At 59.7% G+C, this 17,584-nt stretch carries 19 protein-coding genes; 11 read left to right on the top strand and 8 right to left on the bottom strand.

Features of this window, described 5'->3' with window-relative positions; translation table 11 throughout:
• Positions 1 to 2: 2 nt before the first annotated feature.
• A complete protein-coding gene (locus CTT34_RS17395; protein WP_159343534.1) occupies positions 3 to 1,949 on the bottom strand; it encodes an ABC-F family ATP-binding cassette domain-containing protein in 1,947 nt (648 codons plus the stop codon).
• Between the two features lie 29 nt (positions 1,950 to 1,978).
• Between CTT34_RS17395 and CTT34_RS17390 the strand changes: the two genes are divergently transcribed.
• The 7 genes from CTT34_RS17390 to CTT34_RS17360 all read left to right on the top strand — a co-directional run bounded on the left by CTT34_RS17390 (position 1,979) and on the right by CTT34_RS17360 (position 8,311).
• The gene (locus CTT34_RS17390; protein ID WP_159343533.1) at positions 1,979 to 2,551 is read left to right on the top strand and encodes a TIGR02444 family protein; all 573 of its coding nucleotides are present in this window, start codon (positions 1,979 to 1,981) and stop codon (positions 2,549 to 2,551) included.
• A 183-nt stretch (positions 2,552 to 2,734) separates the two neighbouring features.
• Positions 2,735 to 3,784, top strand: coding sequence for a TRAP transporter substrate-binding protein (locus tag CTT34_RS17385; RefSeq protein ID WP_159343532.1), 1,050 nt, complete (start codon positions 2,735 to 2,737; stop codon positions 3,782 to 3,784).
• A gap of 271 nt (positions 3,785 to 4,055) precedes the next feature.
• Complete coding sequence (locus tag CTT34_RS17380) at positions 4,056 to 4,634, top strand: TRAP transporter small permease (RefSeq protein ID WP_159343531.1); 579 nt, start codon at positions 4,056 to 4,058, stop codon at positions 4,632 to 4,634.
• Between the two features lie 28 nt (positions 4,635 to 4,662).
• Positions 4,663 to 5,946 (top strand): TRAP transporter large permease, encoded by a 1,284-nt coding sequence (locus tag CTT34_RS17375; RefSeq protein WP_159343530.1) that lies wholly within the window; start codon positions 4,663 to 4,665, stop codon positions 5,944 to 5,946.
• Between the two features lie 21 nt (positions 5,947 to 5,967).
• Positions 5,968 to 6,411 carry a universal stress protein gene (locus tag CTT34_RS17370; RefSeq protein ID WP_159343529.1) on the top strand — a complete coding sequence of 148 codons (444 nt, stop codon included), beginning with the start codon at positions 5,968 to 5,970 and terminating at the stop codon, positions 6,409 to 6,411.
• Between the two features lie 148 nt (positions 6,412 to 6,559).
• The gene (locus tag CTT34_RS17365) at positions 6,560 to 7,240 is read left to right on the top strand and encodes a BamJ family beta-barrel-assembly machinery protein (protein WP_159343528.1); all 681 of its coding nucleotides are present in this window, start codon (positions 6,560 to 6,562) and stop codon (positions 7,238 to 7,240) included.
• 3 nt (positions 7,241 to 7,243) lie between these two features.
• Entirely contained in the window at positions 7,244 to 8,311 is a 1,068-nt protein-coding gene (locus tag CTT34_RS17360; protein WP_159343527.1) for an alpha/beta hydrolase family protein, read from the top strand.
• Positions 8,312 to 8,351: 40 nt separating this feature from the next.
• On the opposite strand, the gene CTT34_RS17355 is transcribed toward CTT34_RS17360, so the two are convergent.
• Together CTT34_RS17355 and CTT34_RS17350 are read right to left on the bottom strand one after the other, a co-directional pair.
• Positions 8,352 to 8,948 carry an SCO family protein gene (locus CTT34_RS17355; protein WP_159343526.1) on the bottom strand — a complete coding sequence of 199 codons (597 nt, stop codon included), beginning with the start codon at positions 8,946 to 8,948 and terminating at the stop codon, positions 8,352 to 8,354.
• Positions 8,949 to 8,952: 4 nt separating this feature from the next.
• Positions 8,953 to 9,456, bottom strand: a complete 504-nt coding sequence (locus tag CTT34_RS17350) for a hypothetical protein (protein WP_159343525.1) — start codon at positions 9,454 to 9,456, stop codon at positions 8,953 to 8,955.
• 121 nt (positions 9,457 to 9,577) lie between these two features.
• Here CTT34_RS17350 and CTT34_RS17345 point away from each other — a divergent pair, with 121 nt between their 5' ends.
• Together CTT34_RS17345 and CTT34_RS17340 are read left to right on the top strand one after the other, a co-directional pair.
• The gene (locus tag CTT34_RS17345) at positions 9,578 to 10,492 is read left to right on the top strand and encodes an AEC family transporter (protein WP_159343524.1); all 915 of its coding nucleotides are present in this window, start codon (positions 9,578 to 9,580) and stop codon (positions 10,490 to 10,492) included.
• A gap of 256 nt (positions 10,493 to 10,748) precedes the next feature.
• Entirely contained in the window at positions 10,749 to 11,351 is a 603-nt protein-coding gene (locus CTT34_RS17340; RefSeq protein WP_159343523.1) for a glutathione S-transferase family protein, read from the top strand.
• A gap of 3 nt (positions 11,352 to 11,354) precedes the next feature.
• On the opposite strand, the gene trmB is transcribed toward CTT34_RS17340, so the two are convergent.
• From trmB to thiS, 3 genes are read right to left on the bottom strand one after another with little or no spacing between them, the layout of a single operon-like run.
• Positions 11,355 to 12,104, bottom strand: coding sequence for a tRNA (guanosine(46)-N7)-methyltransferase TrmB (trmB, locus tag CTT34_RS17335; protein WP_062359229.1), 750 nt, complete (start codon positions 12,102 to 12,104; stop codon positions 11,355 to 11,357).
• Positions 12,105 to 12,116: 12 nt separating this feature from the next.
• Positions 12,117 to 12,911 carry a thiazole synthase gene (locus CTT34_RS17330; RefSeq protein ID WP_044629869.1) on the bottom strand — a complete coding sequence of 265 codons (795 nt, stop codon included), beginning with the start codon at positions 12,909 to 12,911 and terminating at the stop codon, positions 12,117 to 12,119.
• Between the two features lie 27 nt (positions 12,912 to 12,938).
• Entirely contained in the window at positions 12,939 to 13,160 is a 222-nt protein-coding gene (gene thiS, locus CTT34_RS17325; protein WP_153843523.1) for a sulfur carrier protein ThiS, read from the bottom strand.
• A 142-nt stretch (positions 13,161 to 13,302) separates the two neighbouring features.
• Here thiS and CTT34_RS17320 point away from each other — a divergent pair, with 142 nt between their 5' ends.
• Positions 13,303 to 13,683, top strand: a complete 381-nt coding sequence (locus CTT34_RS17320; protein WP_081138629.1) for a DUF423 domain-containing protein — start codon at positions 13,303 to 13,305, stop codon at positions 13,681 to 13,683.
• Positions 13,684 to 13,689: 6 nt separating this feature from the next.
• On the opposite strand, the gene CTT34_RS17315 is transcribed toward CTT34_RS17320, so the two are convergent.
• Complete coding sequence (locus tag CTT34_RS17315) at positions 13,690 to 14,445, bottom strand: MauE/DoxX family redox-associated membrane protein (RefSeq protein WP_217352974.1); 756 nt, start codon at positions 14,443 to 14,445, stop codon at positions 13,690 to 13,692.
• A 162-nt stretch (positions 14,446 to 14,607) separates the two neighbouring features.
• Here CTT34_RS17315 and CTT34_RS17310 point away from each other — a divergent pair, with 162 nt between their 5' ends.
• Entirely contained in the window at positions 14,608 to 15,048 is a 441-nt protein-coding gene (locus CTT34_RS17310) for a DUF411 domain-containing protein (protein WP_159343522.1), read from the top strand.
• Here CTT34_RS17310 and CTT34_RS17305 read toward each other — a convergent pair.
• A complete protein-coding gene (locus tag CTT34_RS17305; protein ID WP_159343521.1) occupies positions 15,035 to 17,530 on the bottom strand; it encodes an EAL domain-containing protein in 2,496 nt (831 codons plus the stop codon). The genes CTT34_RS17310 and CTT34_RS17305 overlap by 14 nt on opposite strands.
• Positions 17,531 to 17,584: the final 54 nt, after the last annotated feature.

Below are 17,584 nucleotides of genomic sequence, written 5' to 3'. Positions count from 1 at the left end.
CCTCAGTCACTTTCGCTGGCGAGCAGTTCGGCCTCCATGGCTTCCAGCGCCTCTTCGGCGGCCAGCCACGTCTGCTCGGCGTCGTCTAGCTGCGTTTTGATCGTTGCCTGCTTGGCCAGCGCATCGGTCAGCTCTACTTTGCGGGCGCTGTCGGTGTAGAGCTCAGGATCGGCGAGTATGGCTTCGACCGCTTCCAAGGAGTGCTGCGCTGCTTCCATGGCCTTTTCTGCCTTGTCGCGCTCTTTTTTCAATGGGCGCAGCTTTTCGCGCAGCTCGGCCGCCGCTTTGCGGGCGGCTTTACGGTCGCTGCTGGGCTGTTGGCTCTGGCGTTCGTTCTTTTCGCTCCGCGCGTCGCGGCGGTTCTCTTCCAGACGCGCTTTGAGCCAGGCCCGGTAATCCTCCAAGTCGCCGTCGAAGGGTTCGACCCGGTGGTCGGCGACTCGCCAAAACTCATCCACCGTGGCACGCAGCAGGTGACGGTCGTGGGAGACCAGGATGACCGTGCCCTCGAAGCCTGCCAGCGCTTCGGTGAGCGCCTCGCGCATCTCCAGATCCAGGTGGTTGGTCGGCTCGTCCAGCAGCAGCAGGTTGGGCTTTTGCCAAGCGACCAGCGCCAGGGCCAGCCGCGCTTTCTCACCGCCTGAGAAGGTGGCGACCTCCCCGAAGGCATCGTCGCCCTTGAAACCGAAGCCGCCAAGAAAGTTGCGAATCTCTTGATCGCTGGCAGTGGGAGAGAGCCGCTGCACGTGGACGAACGGCGTCGTGGTCACGTCTAGCCCTTCCAACTGGTGCTGGGCAAAGTAGCCAATCGCCAAGTGCTCGCCGGGCACACGTTTGCCGTTCAATAGCGCTAGCTCGCCGGTGAGCGACTTGATGAGCGTGGATTTACCCGCCCCATTGGGGCCCAGCAGGCCAATGCGGCTACCGGGGAGCAGCGTAATGTTCACCTTATCGAGCTGAGCGACATCGCCCGCCTGGCTGCGGTAGCCTAACGTGGCCTGGTCCAGCACCAGCAGCGGATGGGAGGTTTTATCGGCGGCCGGCAGGGTGAAGTGGAACGGTGAATCCACGTGGGCCATGGCAATATCTTCCATGCGCTCCAACATCTTGACGCGGCTCTGCGCTTGGCGCGCTTTGGTGGCTTTGGCCTTGAAGCGAGCGATAAAGCGCTCGATCTCTTCGCGGCGCGCCTGCTGTTTGGCCGCTTCCGCCTGCTGCAGCGCGAGTTTCTCCGCCCGCGTGCGCTCGAAGCGAGAGTAGTTGCCCCGATAAAGCTCCAGCGTTTGGTGATGCATGTGCACGATGTGATCGCAGACGGCATCGAGAAAGTCCCGGTCGTGGGAGATCAGTAGCAGCGTGCCAGGGTAGCGGGTGAGCCACTGCTCCAGCCACAGTAGCGCATCCAGGTCCAGGTGGTTGGTCGGCTCATCGAGCAGCAGTAAGTCGGACGGCATGAACAGCGTGCGGGCGAGGTTGACGCGCATCCGCCAGCCGCCGGAAAAGTCGGACAGGGGGCGGGTCATGTCTGCTTGTACAAAACCCAACCCCACCAGAAGCTGGGCAGCACGGGATTCGGCGGTGTAGCCATCCAGTGTCTCTATTAGCCCGTGTAGTTCTGCTTCGCGGTGCGCATCGCCCGCCTCTCGGGCGGCAAGCAGGTCGGCTTGCGCCTTCCGTAGCGCATGGTCGCCATCCAACACGTACTCGACGATGGGGCGATCCAGGGCCTCCACCTCCTGAGCCATGTGGGCAATTCGCTGACCGCCGCTCATCTCGACATCGCCTTGATCAGGGCCCAGCTCGCCCAGCAGGAGTTTGAACAGGCTCGACTTACCGGCACCGTTGGCCCCAATGATGCCGGCCTTCACGCCGTTGTGAAGCGTAAGGTCGGCGTTTTCTAGGAGCGTTTGCGTGCCCCGTTGCAGGGCGACTTGGCGCAGTGCGATCATGTTTTCTCCCGAAAAAAGTGGGTAAACCAATGCGCGATTCTAACCGATTGCAGGGCTTGCAGCAGAGGCCGCTATGGGATTTTGCCTTGGCGTTGTATGCCAAGCCCGGCGTCGAGCAGGCCTGTCTCACCTTACAAGACGAGGCGGGCGTGGATGTGTGTGAACTGCTCTTTCACTGTTGGCTCTACCAGCATGGCCTGGCGGCCAAACCGGCGCCGCTCGACGCGATACGCGCTGAGCGTTTGGCTTGGCAGCAGCAGGTGACGGCCCCGCTGCGGGCACTGCGCCGTCGATTGAAGCCCGAGGCCGCCCAGAACGAGGCCATTGAAGCGCTGCGTGCGACCTTACAGCGTGCCGAGCTGCAGGCTGAGCGTGAAAACCTTCAACGTTGGCAGCAGTGGGCGCTCGTATCGTCGACAAATGACGTTCGTTTAACAAAAAGCGACATAAGCCAGCACAATGTTGCACAGTGGCTGCAAGATACGCTGTTTTCGGCACCGCTTGACAAACATTTTCCACAAGCGCAACGCGTGCGCGAAAGCACGACAACGGCACTTTTCACCCTGGCAAGCCAGCTTGACCGCTGTGAGCCACCACGCTAGCCTGAAATTAAGCTGTTTTTGAATAACCCGCGCTGGCCGCGCTGATATCGCCCGCTAACCCACAGCAATGAACGACGTTACTGCGTGTTAGCGGCTGAGAAAACGTGCAGCGGCATGGGATAGACAAAAATTAGATTCTAGCGCTCTCGTACGGCGCGCTTACCACTGCTAGGGGAACTCTGCATGAAGGCAAGCAAATTAGTTTCGACTCGTTCCGTTTCCACCAAGTTACTCACCACGGCGAGCGTAGGGGCTCTGCTGCTGGGCCTGAGCGCGACAGCCCAGGCGGATAACTGGCGTTACGCTCACGAAGAGTACGAAGGCGACGTGCAGGATGTATTCGCTTACGCGTTCAAAGAGTACATCGAAGAGAACTCTGACCACTCCGTACAAGTGTACCGTTTTGGCGAGCTGGGTGAGTCCGATGACATCATGGAGCAAACCCAAAACGGCATTCTCCAGTTCGTGAACCAGTCGCCTGGCTTCACCGGCGCACTGATTCCGGAAGCGCAAATCTTCTTTATTCCGTATCTGCTGCCAACCGACGAAGAGACCGTACTGACGTTCTTCGACGAGAGTAAAGCGATCAACGAAATGTTCCCGGAGCTCTACGCGGAGCAGGGTCTCGAACTTCTGAAGATGTACCCAGAGGGTGAAATGGTGGTCACCACCGACGAGCCGATCAGCTCGCCGGAAGACATGGATAACAAGAAAATCCGCACCATGACCAACCCGCTGCTGTCGGAAACCTACGACGCCTTTGGCGCGACGCCGACACCGCTGCCCTGGGGCGAAGTATACGGCGGCCTGCAGACCGGCATCATCGATGGCCAGGAAAACCCGATCTTTTGGATCGAGTCTGGCGGCCTGTATGAAGTGTCGCCGCACCTGACCTTCACCGGTCACGGCTGGTTCACCACCGCCATGATGGCGAACCAAGACTTCTACGAAGGCCTGTCCGATGAGGACAAAGAGCTGGTGCAGGAAGCCTCTGACGCGGCCTATGACCACACGATCGAGCACATCAAGGGTCTGGCTGACGAAGCACTCGCCAAGATTCAGGAAGCGTCCGACGAAGTGACCGTCACGCGCTTGAACGAAGAGCAGATTCAAGCGTTCCGTGAGCGCGCGCCGCAGGTCGAAGATGCCTTCCTCGAAATGACGGGTGAGCGTGGCGCTGAACTGCTGGAGCAGTTCAAGGCCGATCTCGAAGCCGTCAACAGTGAGTCCTAATGGGTTAGCGCGTTCGCGTTGATCAGGTGACATCACGAAGGGGCAGCCAGCGCTGCCCCTTTTTTATTGTTCGCCCAGGCAGCGAAAAAACACGTGCTTTCGCGTTGGAACACAGAAAAATCTACGTCCATCCAGCGTTGAAGCGAAAAGAGTCATTACCCGTTACGCTACAAAATGAGCAAGGCCGAACCTACTCCGTTCGGTGTCAGTGATGGGAATGTCGCGTCGCGGATCGAGCAAGCGACCACGCTGCGTTTAAAGGAGAACGGCCATGTCCGAAGAAGAGTCCGAAAAGAATTACCGGTCGGGTTTGCCCGGTGTATTGGGAGTGATCGACACTGCAATTAGCAAAATCGAGTCAGTCATACTGGCGATGGGGGTTTTGCTAATGGCGCTGAACACGGTCACCAACGTCATTGCCCGCTTCGTATTCGGCAATAGCATCATGTTTTCAGGTGAGCTAAACCGCATCCTGATCATCATGATCACCTTTGCGGGTATTGGTTATGCCGCCCGTCACGGTCGCCATATTCGCATGTCGGCGATTTACGACGCGCTGCCGGTGGGTGGCCGCAAAGTGTTGATGATCGGCATTGCGTTCTTTACCTCGCTGGTGATGTTCTTCCTGCTTTATTACTCCGTGGTGTACATCCTCGACTTGTATAGCAAAGGGCGCGTACTGCCGTCTCTGGGCTTGCCGGTGTGGATCATTTACGTCTGGGTACCCATGGGCTTTTTGATTACCGGGATTCAATACCTGCTGACCGCCATTAAAAACCTTTCCACTCGGGACGTTTACCTCTCCACCGGGGTCGTGGACGGCTACAAAGATACCGAAACAGAAGTGTAACGCAGGGATTGCACCCTAGGGGAACGCTATGACGACGATAATGGTAGTCACCATGATTGCCCTGCTGCTGCTGGGCTTTCCAATGATGATCCCGCTGATCACCGCTGCGGTGATCGGCTTCTATATGATGTTCAACGGCTTTGGCCAGATGGATACGCTGATTCAGCAGATGATGGCGGGCATACGTCCGGCGTCGCTGATTGCCGTGCCGATGTTCATTCTCGCTGCCGACATCATGACCCGAGGGCAGTCGGCTAACCGCCTCATCGATATGGTGATGTCCTTCATTGGCCATATTAAAGGCGGCTTGGCGGTCAGCACCGCGGCCTCCTGTACGCTGTTTGGTGCCGTGTCGGGGTCGACCCAGGCCACTGTGGTCGCGGTGGGCTCACCGCTGCGCCCGAAGATGCTCAAAGCGGGCTACTCTGACCCCTTTACGCTGGCGCTGATTATCAATGCCAGCGACATTGCCTTTTTGATCCCGCCCAGCATCGGCATGATTATTTATGGGGTCATTTCCGGTACGTCGATCGGCGAGCTGTTCATCGCCGGTATCGGGCCGGGGCTTCTGATTTTGTTCATGTTCTCCACTTACTGCATCATTTACGCCATCGTGAAGGACGTGCCCACCGAAGAGCGCGCGAGCTGGAAAGAGCGTGCTACGGCCGTGCAAAAAGCGCTCTGGCCGCTGGGCTTTCCGGTGATCATCGTCGGTGGGATCTATGGCGGTATCTTCAGCCCCACCGAAGCGGCGGCCGCCTGCGTGCTGTATGCCGTGCTGTTGGAGTTCGTCGTTTTCCGCTCGCTGAAAATGCGCGACATCTACGCCATTGCTAAATCCACCGGCCTGATTACCGCTGTGGTGTTCATTCTGGTGGCCGTCGGCAACGGCTTCTCGTGGATCATCTCGTTCGCGCAGATTCCTCAGGCGATTCTCGAGGCCGTCGGGGTCAACGAGGCCGGGCCCACGGGCGTACTGATCGCCATCTGTATTTCGTTCTTCGTGGCGTGTATGTTCGTCGACCCCATCGTGGTCATTCTGGTGCTAACGCCGATTTTTGCACCGGCGATTGCAGCCACCGGGCTCGACCCGGTCCTGGTGGGTATTCTGATTACCCTGCAGGTCGCGATAGGCTCGGCCACGCCACCCTTTGGCTGCGATATCTTTACCGCCATTGCGATCTTCAAGCGCCCCTACTGGGAGGTGATCAAAGGGACGCCACCGTTCATCTTTATGCTGATTCTGGCGGCGGCCCTGCTGATCATGTTCCCGCAAATTGCGCTGTTCCTGCGTGATGTTGCCTTCCGTTAAGCAGTCACAAGGAGAACGCGGATGTTCAATCGCATTCTGATTCCCGTCGATGGCTCCAAGGGGGCCATCAAAGCGCTCGAAAAAGCCGTTGGGCTGCACATGCTTACCGGGGCCGAGCTCTATCTGCTGTGCGTGTTCAAACACCATAGCCTGTTGGAAGCGTCGCTCTCCATGGTGCGTCCCAACCGTCTGGATATTCCTGATGACGCGCTCAAAGAGTACGCCACCGAGATTGCCGTGCACGCCAAGTCCCATGCCATCGAGCTGGGCGCCGACAGCGTTCGCGTGCGGGCTTTTGTCAAAGGCGGACGTCCCTCCCGCACCATCGTGCGCTTTGCTCGTAAGCGGGAGTGCGATCTGATCGTGATTGGCGCACAGGGAACCAACGGGGAAAAGAATTTGCTGCTGGGCAGTGTTTCCCAACGCGTGGCCGGGGCCGCGCATTGCCCGACGTTAGTGGTCTAATGTGAGGCCACCGGGCTAAACCTCTACGCAACCGCGTGGTCCGAAGAGCACCCGTCGTTTCAGGTAATGCAGCCTGAGGCGGCGGGTGTTAGTCTTTGAGGCACCCAAAAACATTTGGCGCGCTGCGCCGCTGGATAAGGTTTTTTCCATGAAAGCATTACTCTCTTCTACCGCGCTCACTGGCCTGCTGCTGGTGGCGCCGTTTGCCGCCGCCGCTCCGGAAACCGACGAGCAGCGCTTGGCGTATAGCCTGGGCGTGACCCTGGGCGAAAGCATGCAGGCAGACATTGACGATCTCGATCTGGATGCGTTCACCGATGGTATGCGCGATGTCTTTGATGGCAACGAGCTAGCGATGAACGAAGAAGAGATGATGGAAGCGCTGATGGCCTTCCAAGAGCGTTCGATGGAAGCACGCGAGCAGGAGGCCGCCGAGCTGGCCCAGTCGAACCTGGAAGAGGGACAAGACTTCCTGGCCGACAATGCCGAGCGTGACGAGGTCGAAGTGACCGAGTCGGGCCTGCAGTACGAAGTGATCGAATCCGGTGACGGCGCCACACCAGGGCCCGAAGACACCGTCGAAGTGAACTACGAAGGCATGCTGCTGGATGGCACCGTGTTCGATAGCTCCTTCGAGCGTGGCGAGTCGGTGAGCTTCCAGGTCAACCAGGTGATCGAAGGCTGGCAAGAAGCGCTGCAGCTCATGAGCGTGGGTGATAGCTGGATGCTCTACATTCCGGCGGATCTCGCCTACGGCGAACGCGGTCAGGGTCCGATCGGCCCGAACGAAATGCTGACCTTCCGCGTCGAACTACTAGGCATCGAATAAGCCATGGGCATGGCCGTTCGTCAGCGCCGCTGGATGGCGGCGCTTATCGTCTTGGGTAGCAGCGCTGCCCATGCCCAGGAAGAGACGCCTGGCTTACCTGCGCTGGCGGCAGCGAGCGATCAGGCGAGCGTGGTGGGCGTCTCCTCCGGGGGCTACATGGCCACTCAGCTCGCGGTGGCGTGGCCCGAGCGTTTTAGCGGGTTGGGTGTCCTGGCGGCTGGACCGTGGGGCTGTGCGCAGGGGGCATTAAGTACGGCCCTCAATCAGTGCATGATGACCCGACGTGGCTTGCCGTCTTTGGACGAGCTGGCGCAGCGCCGCGAGCGCTACGCAGAGATGGAGCAGGTAGGCAGCCAAGAGGCGCTTCGCCAGCTTCGCGCCTTCGTGTGGCATGGCGCGTCAGACGAAACGATCTCGCCTGCGCTGGGCGATCTGCTCGCACAGCAGTGGCAGCGCTGGCTAGCGGACCCGGAGCAGCAGCTACGTTTCGTTCAGCGGGACAACACCGGACACGGCTGGCCAGTGGCAATGCCCAACGACGCGTCCCTCGACCCGCAGTCGCTGGGCGACTGCCATAACGGCGGCGCTAGCCACCTGCTGGCCTGCGGCGACGACGTGGCGGGGGAGATGCAGGCGTGGCTTTATCCCGAGCGCGAGGCGAACGCCAGCGAAGGTGAGCTGTTGGCCTTTGACCAGTCTGACTTCGCAGTGAAGGGCTTTGCCGATACGGGCTATCTGTTCGTGCCCGAGGCGTGTGAAGCGGGCGGCTGCCCGGTTACCGTGGCGCTACACGGTTGCCAGATGAACGCAGAGACCATTGGGGATACGTTCGTGCGTTACAGCGGTTTGAACCGCTGGGCGGCGGAACATGCTCAGGTGGTGCTGTATCCACAGGCGGAGAGCAGTATGGCCAATCCGCAAGCGTGCTGGGACTGGTGGGGGTTCGCGGAGAGTACGTGGCAGATCAATCCGCTGCACGATACCCGCGAAGGCACCCAGGTAAAGGCGCTGATGGCGATGTTGGACCAGCTACAATCAGCTCAAGCTAATGAGGCTGCTACCGCCGATTAGCTACATAGCAGCAGCTAGCACCTGGGTGGTTACGTGGGCGTTAGCTGCCAAGCTCGCTTTCCAGCGCCGACACTAACCCGTGTGGCGTTGGGGAGTAGAGCACCCGCTGCAATATTTTCCCTTCACGGTTGACCAAAAACAGCGACGCACTGTGGTCGATGGTATACGCCATGGCCGACTCTGGTGCGTCGACCCGCCGCCAAATCACCCCGTAGCGCTCGGCGACATCGGTCAGCTGTGCTTGGCTACCCACCAAGCCAATGAACTCTTCGCCGAAGAACTGCATATACTCGCTCATCCGGTCGAGCGTATCGCGTTCTGGATCTACCGTAATCATGACAGGCACCACCCGTTCACGCTGGGTATCGCTCAATTGCGCCAGGGCCTGGCGTTTGACCGCCTGGTTCATGGGGCAGACATCAGGGCAGTAGGTGTAACCGAAGGAGACGATGGCAATCTCGTCGTCGCCGAGCTGAGCCAGGGAGAAGTCGCCTTGTGTCGACGGCATGGCGATGGGGCCGCCTGTCGGTTCGTCGGGATCCTCACCTGCGCGGAGTTGGTACAGGCCAACGCTTGCCACGACCAGTAGAAGGGCAAGTAGGGCGATGCCTAGCCACAGTGGCTTGCGTATTGCCATGTGCTTAACTCCTTGTCACGTCGAAATCGAACCAGCTACCCAGCTTACCGTCCGGCGTTTCCAGAATGACCCGCGCCCGCCAAGGCATGACGGCTTGCGTACACACGCCGACTTGCCCCTGACCGTGAAAGTGGCCCGGCGCCGTGGCGGTGAGCGCGAAGCGGTTGAGCCCCATGTCCATGCCGCGACCCACAAAATCGACCGTCACTTGGTTAGGGGCTACGCCCTCTACCTCGACATCCAGCGGCAGCACTTCCAGTGCCTCGATGCGGCCGTCGGTATCGATGGCTAGCGTGAGATGGCCTTTGTCGCCCAGCGTTACCGAACAGGGCGTTTGATGCAAATTGCATTCACCGCTGGGGGAGAACCACACGATATCGTTATCGTCGCGCAGCCAGTTAGCAAAGACGTACCACGTGCATGCGGCCAGCGCGAGGCCAGTCACCAGGATAAGCACTTTGAGCGCTGGAAAACCCGTCACCTCGACAGGTTTAAGCAAATTCTTCATGGCAGAATAGTCGCTACGCAGGCCATAAGGCGGGAAACTTGTTTCATGGTATGCAATTCATGGTAACAGCTATCCCGCAGATGTCGCTGTGCTGGGATGTCGCACTTGATAAGGAATAACAATGGAGAGCATTACCGGAGCGTTAGGGCCGCTGTTTTTATTGATTTTATTGGGCGCCGCCTTGGGAGCGGGCCGCTGGCCGAGCGTCGAATTTTGGGCGCAGATGGAGCGGCTGATCTATTTCGTGCTGTTTCCGGCCATGCTGATCGGCACGCTGGCAACGGCCGACGTGAGCCAAGTGCCCGTCGGTCGATTAGCGCTGGCGCTGCTGGGAGCGATGGTGCTGTTTGGCCTGCTGCTGTGGCATTTTCGCGCCTGGTTGGCACTCGACGCGCCGGCGTTTACCTCAGTGTTTCAAGGGGCCGTGCGTTTCAACACGTACGTGGGCGTGGCAGGGGCGGCGGCGCTGCATGGCTCGTTGGGGGTCACCACGGCAGCGGTGGCCGTGGCGCTCATGGTGCCTGTGGTGAACGTCATGTGCGTGGCCAGTTTCGTGGCGGCGGGCACGTTGGGTAGCGCAAGTCTGGGTAAGAGCGCGTTGGCATTGGCGAAAAATCCGCTCATTTTGGCGTGTCTGGCCGGTATTGGGCTGAATCTTAGCGGTATTGGCCTGCCTGGATGGAGCGAGGCGACCGTCTCGCTGCTGGGGCGCGCAGCCCTGCCGCTGGGCCTAGTGGCCGTGGGCGTGGCGCTCAGGCCCATGGCGCTGCTGCGTCTTGACCGTGGCGTGATCGCCACGAACGCGATCAAGCTGCTGCTGATGCCCGCCTTGGTACTGCTGTTGGCGTGGCTACTGAGGCTCGACCCCGTGAGCCGAGACGTCGCGCTGCTGTTTGCCGCGCTGCCCACGGCGACCTCGGCCTACATTCTTGCCCGTCAGTTGGGAGGCGATGCGGAATTAATGGCAGCCATCATTACCGGACAAACGCTGCTCGCCATGCTGACGCTGCCGTTGTGGCTCCAGCTCATCAGTTGATCTAAAAAAATAAATAAAAAGTATTCGCATTTGTGTTGACGGGGTAAATGAGAATGATTATATTGTGATGGTCAGCGTTTGATGAGACGCTGGCAACCACGACAGAAACCGCCAGTTTCCTGTCATGGTTTCTCCCTCTCATTGCTAGTCACGGTCTTTTGCCGCTCCCCCATGGAGCGGCTTTCTTTTTTTGGGGCTCCTGTAGTGTCTTCCCGTGATTTACGATACGGATTCATGACCTCGATGGGAGACCACCATGCAGCTCTACCTCAATACTTCTTCCCCCTACGCTCGTGTGGTACGGATCTGCCTGTATGAAAAAGGGCTGATGGCACACACTGAGCTTTGCTGGTGCGACCCCTGGGCGGCGGATAGCGAGCTTTTAAAGATTACCCCGCTGAGTCGTATTCCGACGCTGGTGACGGAAGGCGGCGAGGTGCTGACCGAATCGCTGCTGATTGCCCACTATCTGGATGCCGTGGGCGAAGGCGCGAAGCTGCTACCAACGGATGGTTTAGCGGAAAACCTGGCGCTGGCGGGGTTAGGGCAGGGCTTGATGGAGGCGGCGTTCAACGTGGTGATTGGCCGCAAGCATGGCGGGCCAGACGTGGATGAGACGCTGTTAGGAAGCCGGCGGTTAAAAGCGATTGAGCGCACGCTGGTGACGCTGGAAGCGCACCCTAGCGTGCTGGCCGGTCATACCCAGCGCACGCTTGGGGCGATTGTGTTCGCTGTCGCCCTGGCTTACCTCAGCTTTCGCTTACCGGCCTTTGAGTGGCCGAACCGCTTTCCACGGCTGCAGGCGTGGTTTGCCAAGGTGACCGAGTGCGACAGCTTTGCGCTAACGGCGTTTGAGTGAGCGTTACGCTTCCCGCCGGTAAATCAGATCCCAGACGCCGTGGCCGAGCTTTTCGCCGCGGGCCTCAAACTTGGTGAGCGGGCGGAAGGCCGGGCGGGGCACGTAAGGCGCGGTCTCGGCGGTGGCGGTGTTGGCGTAGCCGGGGGCGGCTTCCATCACTTCCGCCATCCACTCGGCGTAGGCTTCCCAGTCGGTGGCCATGTGGAACGTGCCGCCGGGCTTGAGGCGTGTGCGAATCAGCTCCACGAACGCAGGCTGGACGATGCGCCGCTTGTGGTGCTTCTTCTTCGGCCACGGGTCGGGGAAGAATAGCTGCAGCGTGGTCAGCGAGCCTTCGGGCAGGCATTGCTCCAGTACCGCCAGGGCGTCTTCACGGTAAACACGCAGGTTGGTCAGGCCGCGTTTATCCACTTCATCGAGCAGTTTACCAACGCCGGGGGCGTGCACCTCAATACCGATAAAATCGGTATCGGGATGAGTTTCAGCCTGCTCAATCAGCGAGTTACCCATACCAAAGCCAATTTCCACCACGCGGGGGGCTTGGCGGCCAAACAGGGCGTCTAAATCCTGGCGACCATCGGCAATGGTCAGCCCCAGGCGCGGCCATACGTCTTCCAGGCCGCGTTGTTGGGCTTGGGTCATGCGCCCGGCGCGAATCACATAGCTTTTAATGCCGCGGCGGTGCAGCGGCGCATCGGCACTTTCGGGGCCAGTGGTGTTGCTCTCGGGCGCGGTGTCGTTCGTATCGGTCATGGTGTCTCTGTATCAGCCGTTGATTCGGCCTGCAAAAGGCGAAGAGGGGTCGGCGCTTTGGCGGCGCGGCATGCGGCCTGCCAAGAACGCATCGCGGCCAGCCTCGACGGCGAGCTTCATGGCGTTGGCCATGCGCAGCGGGTCGCGGGCGTGGGCAATGGCGCTGTTGAGCAGCACGCCGTCGCAGCCAAGCTCCATGGCCATGGCGGCATCGGAGGCCGTGCCAATGCCTGCATCCACCAGAACCGGCACGCTGCTCTGTTCTACGATGAGGCGAACGTTATGCGGGTTTTGAATGCCGTGGCCCGAGCCAATCAATGAGCCCAGCGGCATGATGGCGCAGCAGCCCATGGCTTCCAGCTCGCGTGCCACAATCGGGTCATCGCTGGTGTACACCATCACGTCGAAACCGTCGGCCAGCAGGGTCTCGGCCGCTTTTAGCGTCTCGACCACGTTGGGGTAGAGCGTATGGTCGTCGCCGAGCACTTCCAGCTTGACGAGGTTGTGGCCATCCAGCAGCTCGCGGGCCAAGCGGCAGGTGCGCACGGCATCTTTGGCGTTGTAGCAGCCAGCGGTATTGGGTAGCAGGGTGTACTGCTTGGGCGAGATAACGTCGAGCAGGTTCGGCGCATCGGCATCTTGGCCAAGGTTGGTACGGCGCACGGCAAAGGTGACGATTTCGGCACCGCTCTGGGCAATGGCAGCACCGGTTTCGGTAAAGTCTTTGTACTTGCCGGTACCCACTAACAGGCGGGAGCTAAAATCACGTCCGGCAATGGTGAACGGTGTATCAGTCAGTTGCGTCATAGCGATTCCTTGAAAAAGCACCGGCAGCTAGCCGCCGCCAATGGCGTGGACCACTTCGATCTGGTCGCCTGCGGCCAGCGGGGTCGCGGCCAGTTGGCTCTTGGGCACAATCTGTTCGTTGATTTCGACAGCGATACGACGCCCGCCCAGGCCAAGCTGCTCGACCAAGTCAGCAGCGGTGAGGCCAGCGGTCATGGCGTAGGGTTCGCCGTTGAGCGTAAGCTGTATCGACTCATTGGGGGTAGACATAAACAGTAAGCACCCTGGTGGATGAGGCAAAACGGCCTCTATTGTAGCGGTTTCGACCCGTGCAAGGTATGCAGCGGGGTGAATATCTCAATGATTAACGGGGTGGCGATGCGCCGCCAACATAGGTTAAAAGGAGTCAGGCGTGCAGCGAATCGACAAGCTGTGGTGGTGTGTGGTGGCGCTTTTAGGAGCAACCATGGTGATGCTGGGGGCTTACGCCGCCCACGGGTTAGCGGCACGCACCAGCGCTGCGATGGTGGATATCGTGGAAACCGGCGTGCGCTACCAAGCGTGGCACACGCTGGCTATGCTGGCGGTACTGGCTTGGCGTAGCCACCGTCCGCTCCCCGGTCAGCAGGTCGTACTGGCGCTATGGGCGTTAGGTGTGCTGGCCTTTGCCGGTTCGCTCTACCTGATGGCGCTGGCCGGGTTGAGCGTAGGTATCGTGACGCCGATTGGCGGGCTGCTGCTGATGGCCGGCTGGCTGGCCCTGGGCGTCACGGCGCTGCTAAGCCGCTCCTAATCGACGTTAGCCCAGTAGCATGCGCAGCGGCATCCACAGGCCCATGCCGATCATCACCAGGTTTTCGGTGAGCGACACAAAGCCGAGGGGTACGTTGCTGTTGCCTCCCACGCAGGCGCACTTGAGTTCGCGCTTATCGATGTAAACCGCTTTAAACACCGATACTGCACCCACGGTGCCGACGAACAGTGCCAGCGGCGCGGCTACCCAAATCAGCGTGCCCGCCAGCATTAAAAGCCCGGCGGCGGTTTCGGCGTAGGGGTAAACGTAGCTATAGGGCACGTAGCGCTGGGCGAGCAGGTCGTAGTTGAGAAACATGGTGCTGAAGCTTTCGATGTCCTGCAGCTTCTGCAGGCCCAGCAGCACCATCGCGGTTGCCACGGCAAACTCTGGCATGCGCGCCGTGAGCAGCGTGCCCTGAGTTGCCCAGCTTATCGCCAGGCCTATCAATAGCGCGACGGCAAAAATGGCCAGCACCGGGCGGTAGGTAGTCTCTTTGGCATTGGGAACGCTCATACCCAAGTGTTCGCGCACGTCTTCGTAGCCGCCAATCCGCTCGCCATCGATATATACCTGCGGCGTGGTATCGACATCTTCCTGTGCCTTGAATGCGTCGACGTCGTCACGGCTGGTGAGAGTATGGTCATCCACCGCGTAGCCTTTGCGTTTGAGCAAGTCGACGGTCTTCAAGCCGAACGGACACATGTGCTCGGCGGTTTTCATCCGATATACCTGGGCAGTGTGGTGGGTCGTTGCTGCCATTATCAGCCTCCTTGTCGTCTTGGGGTCAACGTCCACCCTTTAGCGTAGAACCCGGTGCCACCCATAGGTCAAATGAGAGGGAAAGACCGCTGTCTGGTCCTTGACCTGTGGGTAGCCCCAAGGTGGTAAGCTTTGCAAAAAACGGTGTCATAGGAGAGCGATATGAAACGACATGCCACGGCGCTGCTGGTATCCGGTGCTTTGATGTTCGGCGCTGCGACCGCCCACGCCGCGCTGCCCGATGAGGCGACGCTGTATAAAAACCCGCAATGCGGTTGCTGCGATGAGTATGCGCGTCATCTTGAAGCGCTGGGCGTAGACGTCACCATCATCGATGACGTCGAGCTGGGTGACATTAAACAGCAGGCGGGCGTGCCTTACGGCATGGGCTCGTGCCACACCATCGAGATAGGCAACTACTGGATCGAAGGGCACGTGCCGATGGAGGCGGTTGAGGCACTGTTTGACCAGCAGCCTGAGGTCGATGGCATCGGCTTAGCCGGTATGCCGATTGGCACACCGGGCATGCCTGGGCCCCAGAGCGAGCCTTATCACGTGTATATGTTCAGCAATCAAGACGCCCAGCCGTTCATGACGCTGTAGGAGAAGAGGCACCATTGCGTCGCGTAAACGCTGCTGCGGGTGCTGGCTTGCCAAAGTAGTAGCCCTGATACACATGGCACCCTAAGCGCGCCAGCACCGTACACTGATCGTTGGTTTCGACGCCCTCGGCAATCACGTCTAGCCCCAGGCTCTCTGCCAGGGCGATGATGGTGGCGGCGATCGGCGTTGCCTGCATGTCCAGAGTCAAATCCCTGACGAAAGCGATGTCGATTTTGAGCGTGTCCAGCGGCAGCGATTTGAGATATGCCAGCGACGAGTAGCCGGTGCCAAAATCATCCAGCGCAAAGCGAATGCCCAGTTGCCGCAGTCGGCGCATCTTGTCGATGGTGCCTTCCGGGTCGCTCATCAGCAGCGATTCGGTAAGCTCCAGCGTCAAACGCTCAGGCGGGGCGCCGGTCGCGCGCAGCGTGGTGGTGACCTGCTCGACAAAATCGGGCTGCTGGAACTGACGCACGCTCACGTTAAGCGAGAGCTTTAAATGGCGCAGGCGTGGGTCGTGCTGCCACTCGCCGAGCAGACGGCAGCCCTCTTTTAATACCCAGGCCCCTAAGGGCAGAATTAGCCCGGTGTGTTCGGCGATGGGAATAAAGCGCCCCGGTGAGATCATCCCCTGCTGTGGGTGGTGCCAGCGTACCAGGGCTTCGGCACCGATGACGTCGTGGTGCGTATCTACCTGGGCTTGAAGGTGCAGGCTAAGCGCACCGCTATCGATCGCCAGGCGCAGCTCACGCTCCAGCGTAATATCTTCTTCGAGTTTCTGCTCCAGCTCCGAACAGAAGCGCTTGGGCACGCCGTCTCGCTGGCGCTTGGCTTCCAACAGTGCCAGCCCGGCGCGTTTGAACAGCTGCCCGACGTTCTCAATCTCACGAGGGCAGAAAATCAGCATGCCCACGTTGATGTTGCAAGGGTAGGTGTGCCCGTGAAGCTGATAATCGGCCACCAGCGTCACCAGTACCTGCTCGATATGCTGGTACGCCCGTCGTTCGGCGGTGGCTTGATCCGTGGCGGTGAACGTGGACAACAGCGCAAACTCATTACCATCCAAACGGGCTGCCATCACCTCCTGTCCGGCCTGCTGCTGCAGGCGGCTGCCCAACTGGCGTAACAGCTCGTCGCCGATATCTTGGCCCATGCTGTCGTTCAGCACTTTGAAACGGTTGACGTCCAACAGTGCTAGCACTGAGTAGTGACCCTTTTTGCGGGTATCTTCAAGGTGTGTCGTCAAATACTCCTGAAGTGCCAAGCGGTTTGGCAAGCCGGTGAGCATGTCATGGTAAGCCAGATAGCGAATCCGCTGCTGCGCGTTTTGCTCGTCGGTGCGGTCGCTGATCAGGGCCACGTAATCCCGATCTTTACTGTGGGCATAGTTCACGCGGCTGATGCTGAGCCATGCCGGGTACTCATCGCCATTGGAGCGCAGAGCGGTGACCATACCGCTCCACTCCCCTTGCGATACCAGCGCACGGTGAATGGCAGGCGTGAGCGCCTGGCTATCTTTAGCGTAAGGCACTTGAGTGATATCCGTACCGATGAGCTGGGTGTGAGTCATCCCCGTTAATTGCTCAAAAGCGTTATTACACAGCCGAATGCGCGCGCCATCATCAAATAGCACCACGCCATCTTGCAGAGCGGCAATCACTTCTAGCAGCCGTCGCTGGGTCATATGGCCGTGGCGCTCGCTGTCCTGCAGGCGGCGCTGGATTTTAATCGCCAGCACGGTCAGCAGCGCGGCAAAAACGGCCGCCCCGCTGATCACAAAAATAAGCCACTGGGAGCCCTCTATGTGGGAGTGCTCGGCGGCATCGCTCATGGGCACGAACCAAGCGGCCTGCATGGCCACGTAGTGCATGCCACTGACGGCGAGCGAAATACACAGCGCAGATATGAACGCGTACCGCTGATAGCGCGCTTTGCCGTTTTCAAGACGGCATAAGCGGTAAGCATAGGCACTCAAAATGCCCAGCCCAACGGCAACGACCAACGAGGCTAAAAATAGATCCAGCGCATAGTAGAGCGTGGCGGGCATACGCATGGCGGCCATGCCGCTATAGTGCATGACGCCAATCCCCAGCCCCAGGCTCGTGCCCGCGAGAATCAGCGTGCGGTGCGAGAGCTTCTCGCGGCAGAGCAGCGTCATGGCCACCAAGCTACCGACGATGGCAGGCACAACGGAAAGTAGTGTTAATAGATGGTCGTGGCTAACGTGAAACGCCAGCCGGTAGGCGTGCATGCCGACGAAATGCATGCTCCAGACGCCCGCGCCCATCACGCTGGCCCCCGCGGCGAGCCAAGTGCTGCGCCAGAGCGACGACGAGGTGCTCCCGACGAGACGAATAATTTCCAAGCTGGCATAAGATGCCGCCAGAGCAACTAGCCAGGAGAGTATCACCAGGAGAACATCGTGCTTTCCTTGCAAAGCACTCAGCGCCTGCGGATCCAGTAATAGGTTGGGCAGTAACATTCATCGATCGCTGTGTGGCAGTGGCATGCACACACTACTTTATAATGTTTGTTA

The organism is Halomonas meridiana (assembly GCF_009846525.1).
GTDB lineage: Bacteria > Pseudomonadota > Gammaproteobacteria > Pseudomonadales > Halomonadaceae > Vreelandella.
This window is presented reverse-complemented; position numbering and strand designations above follow the sequence as displayed.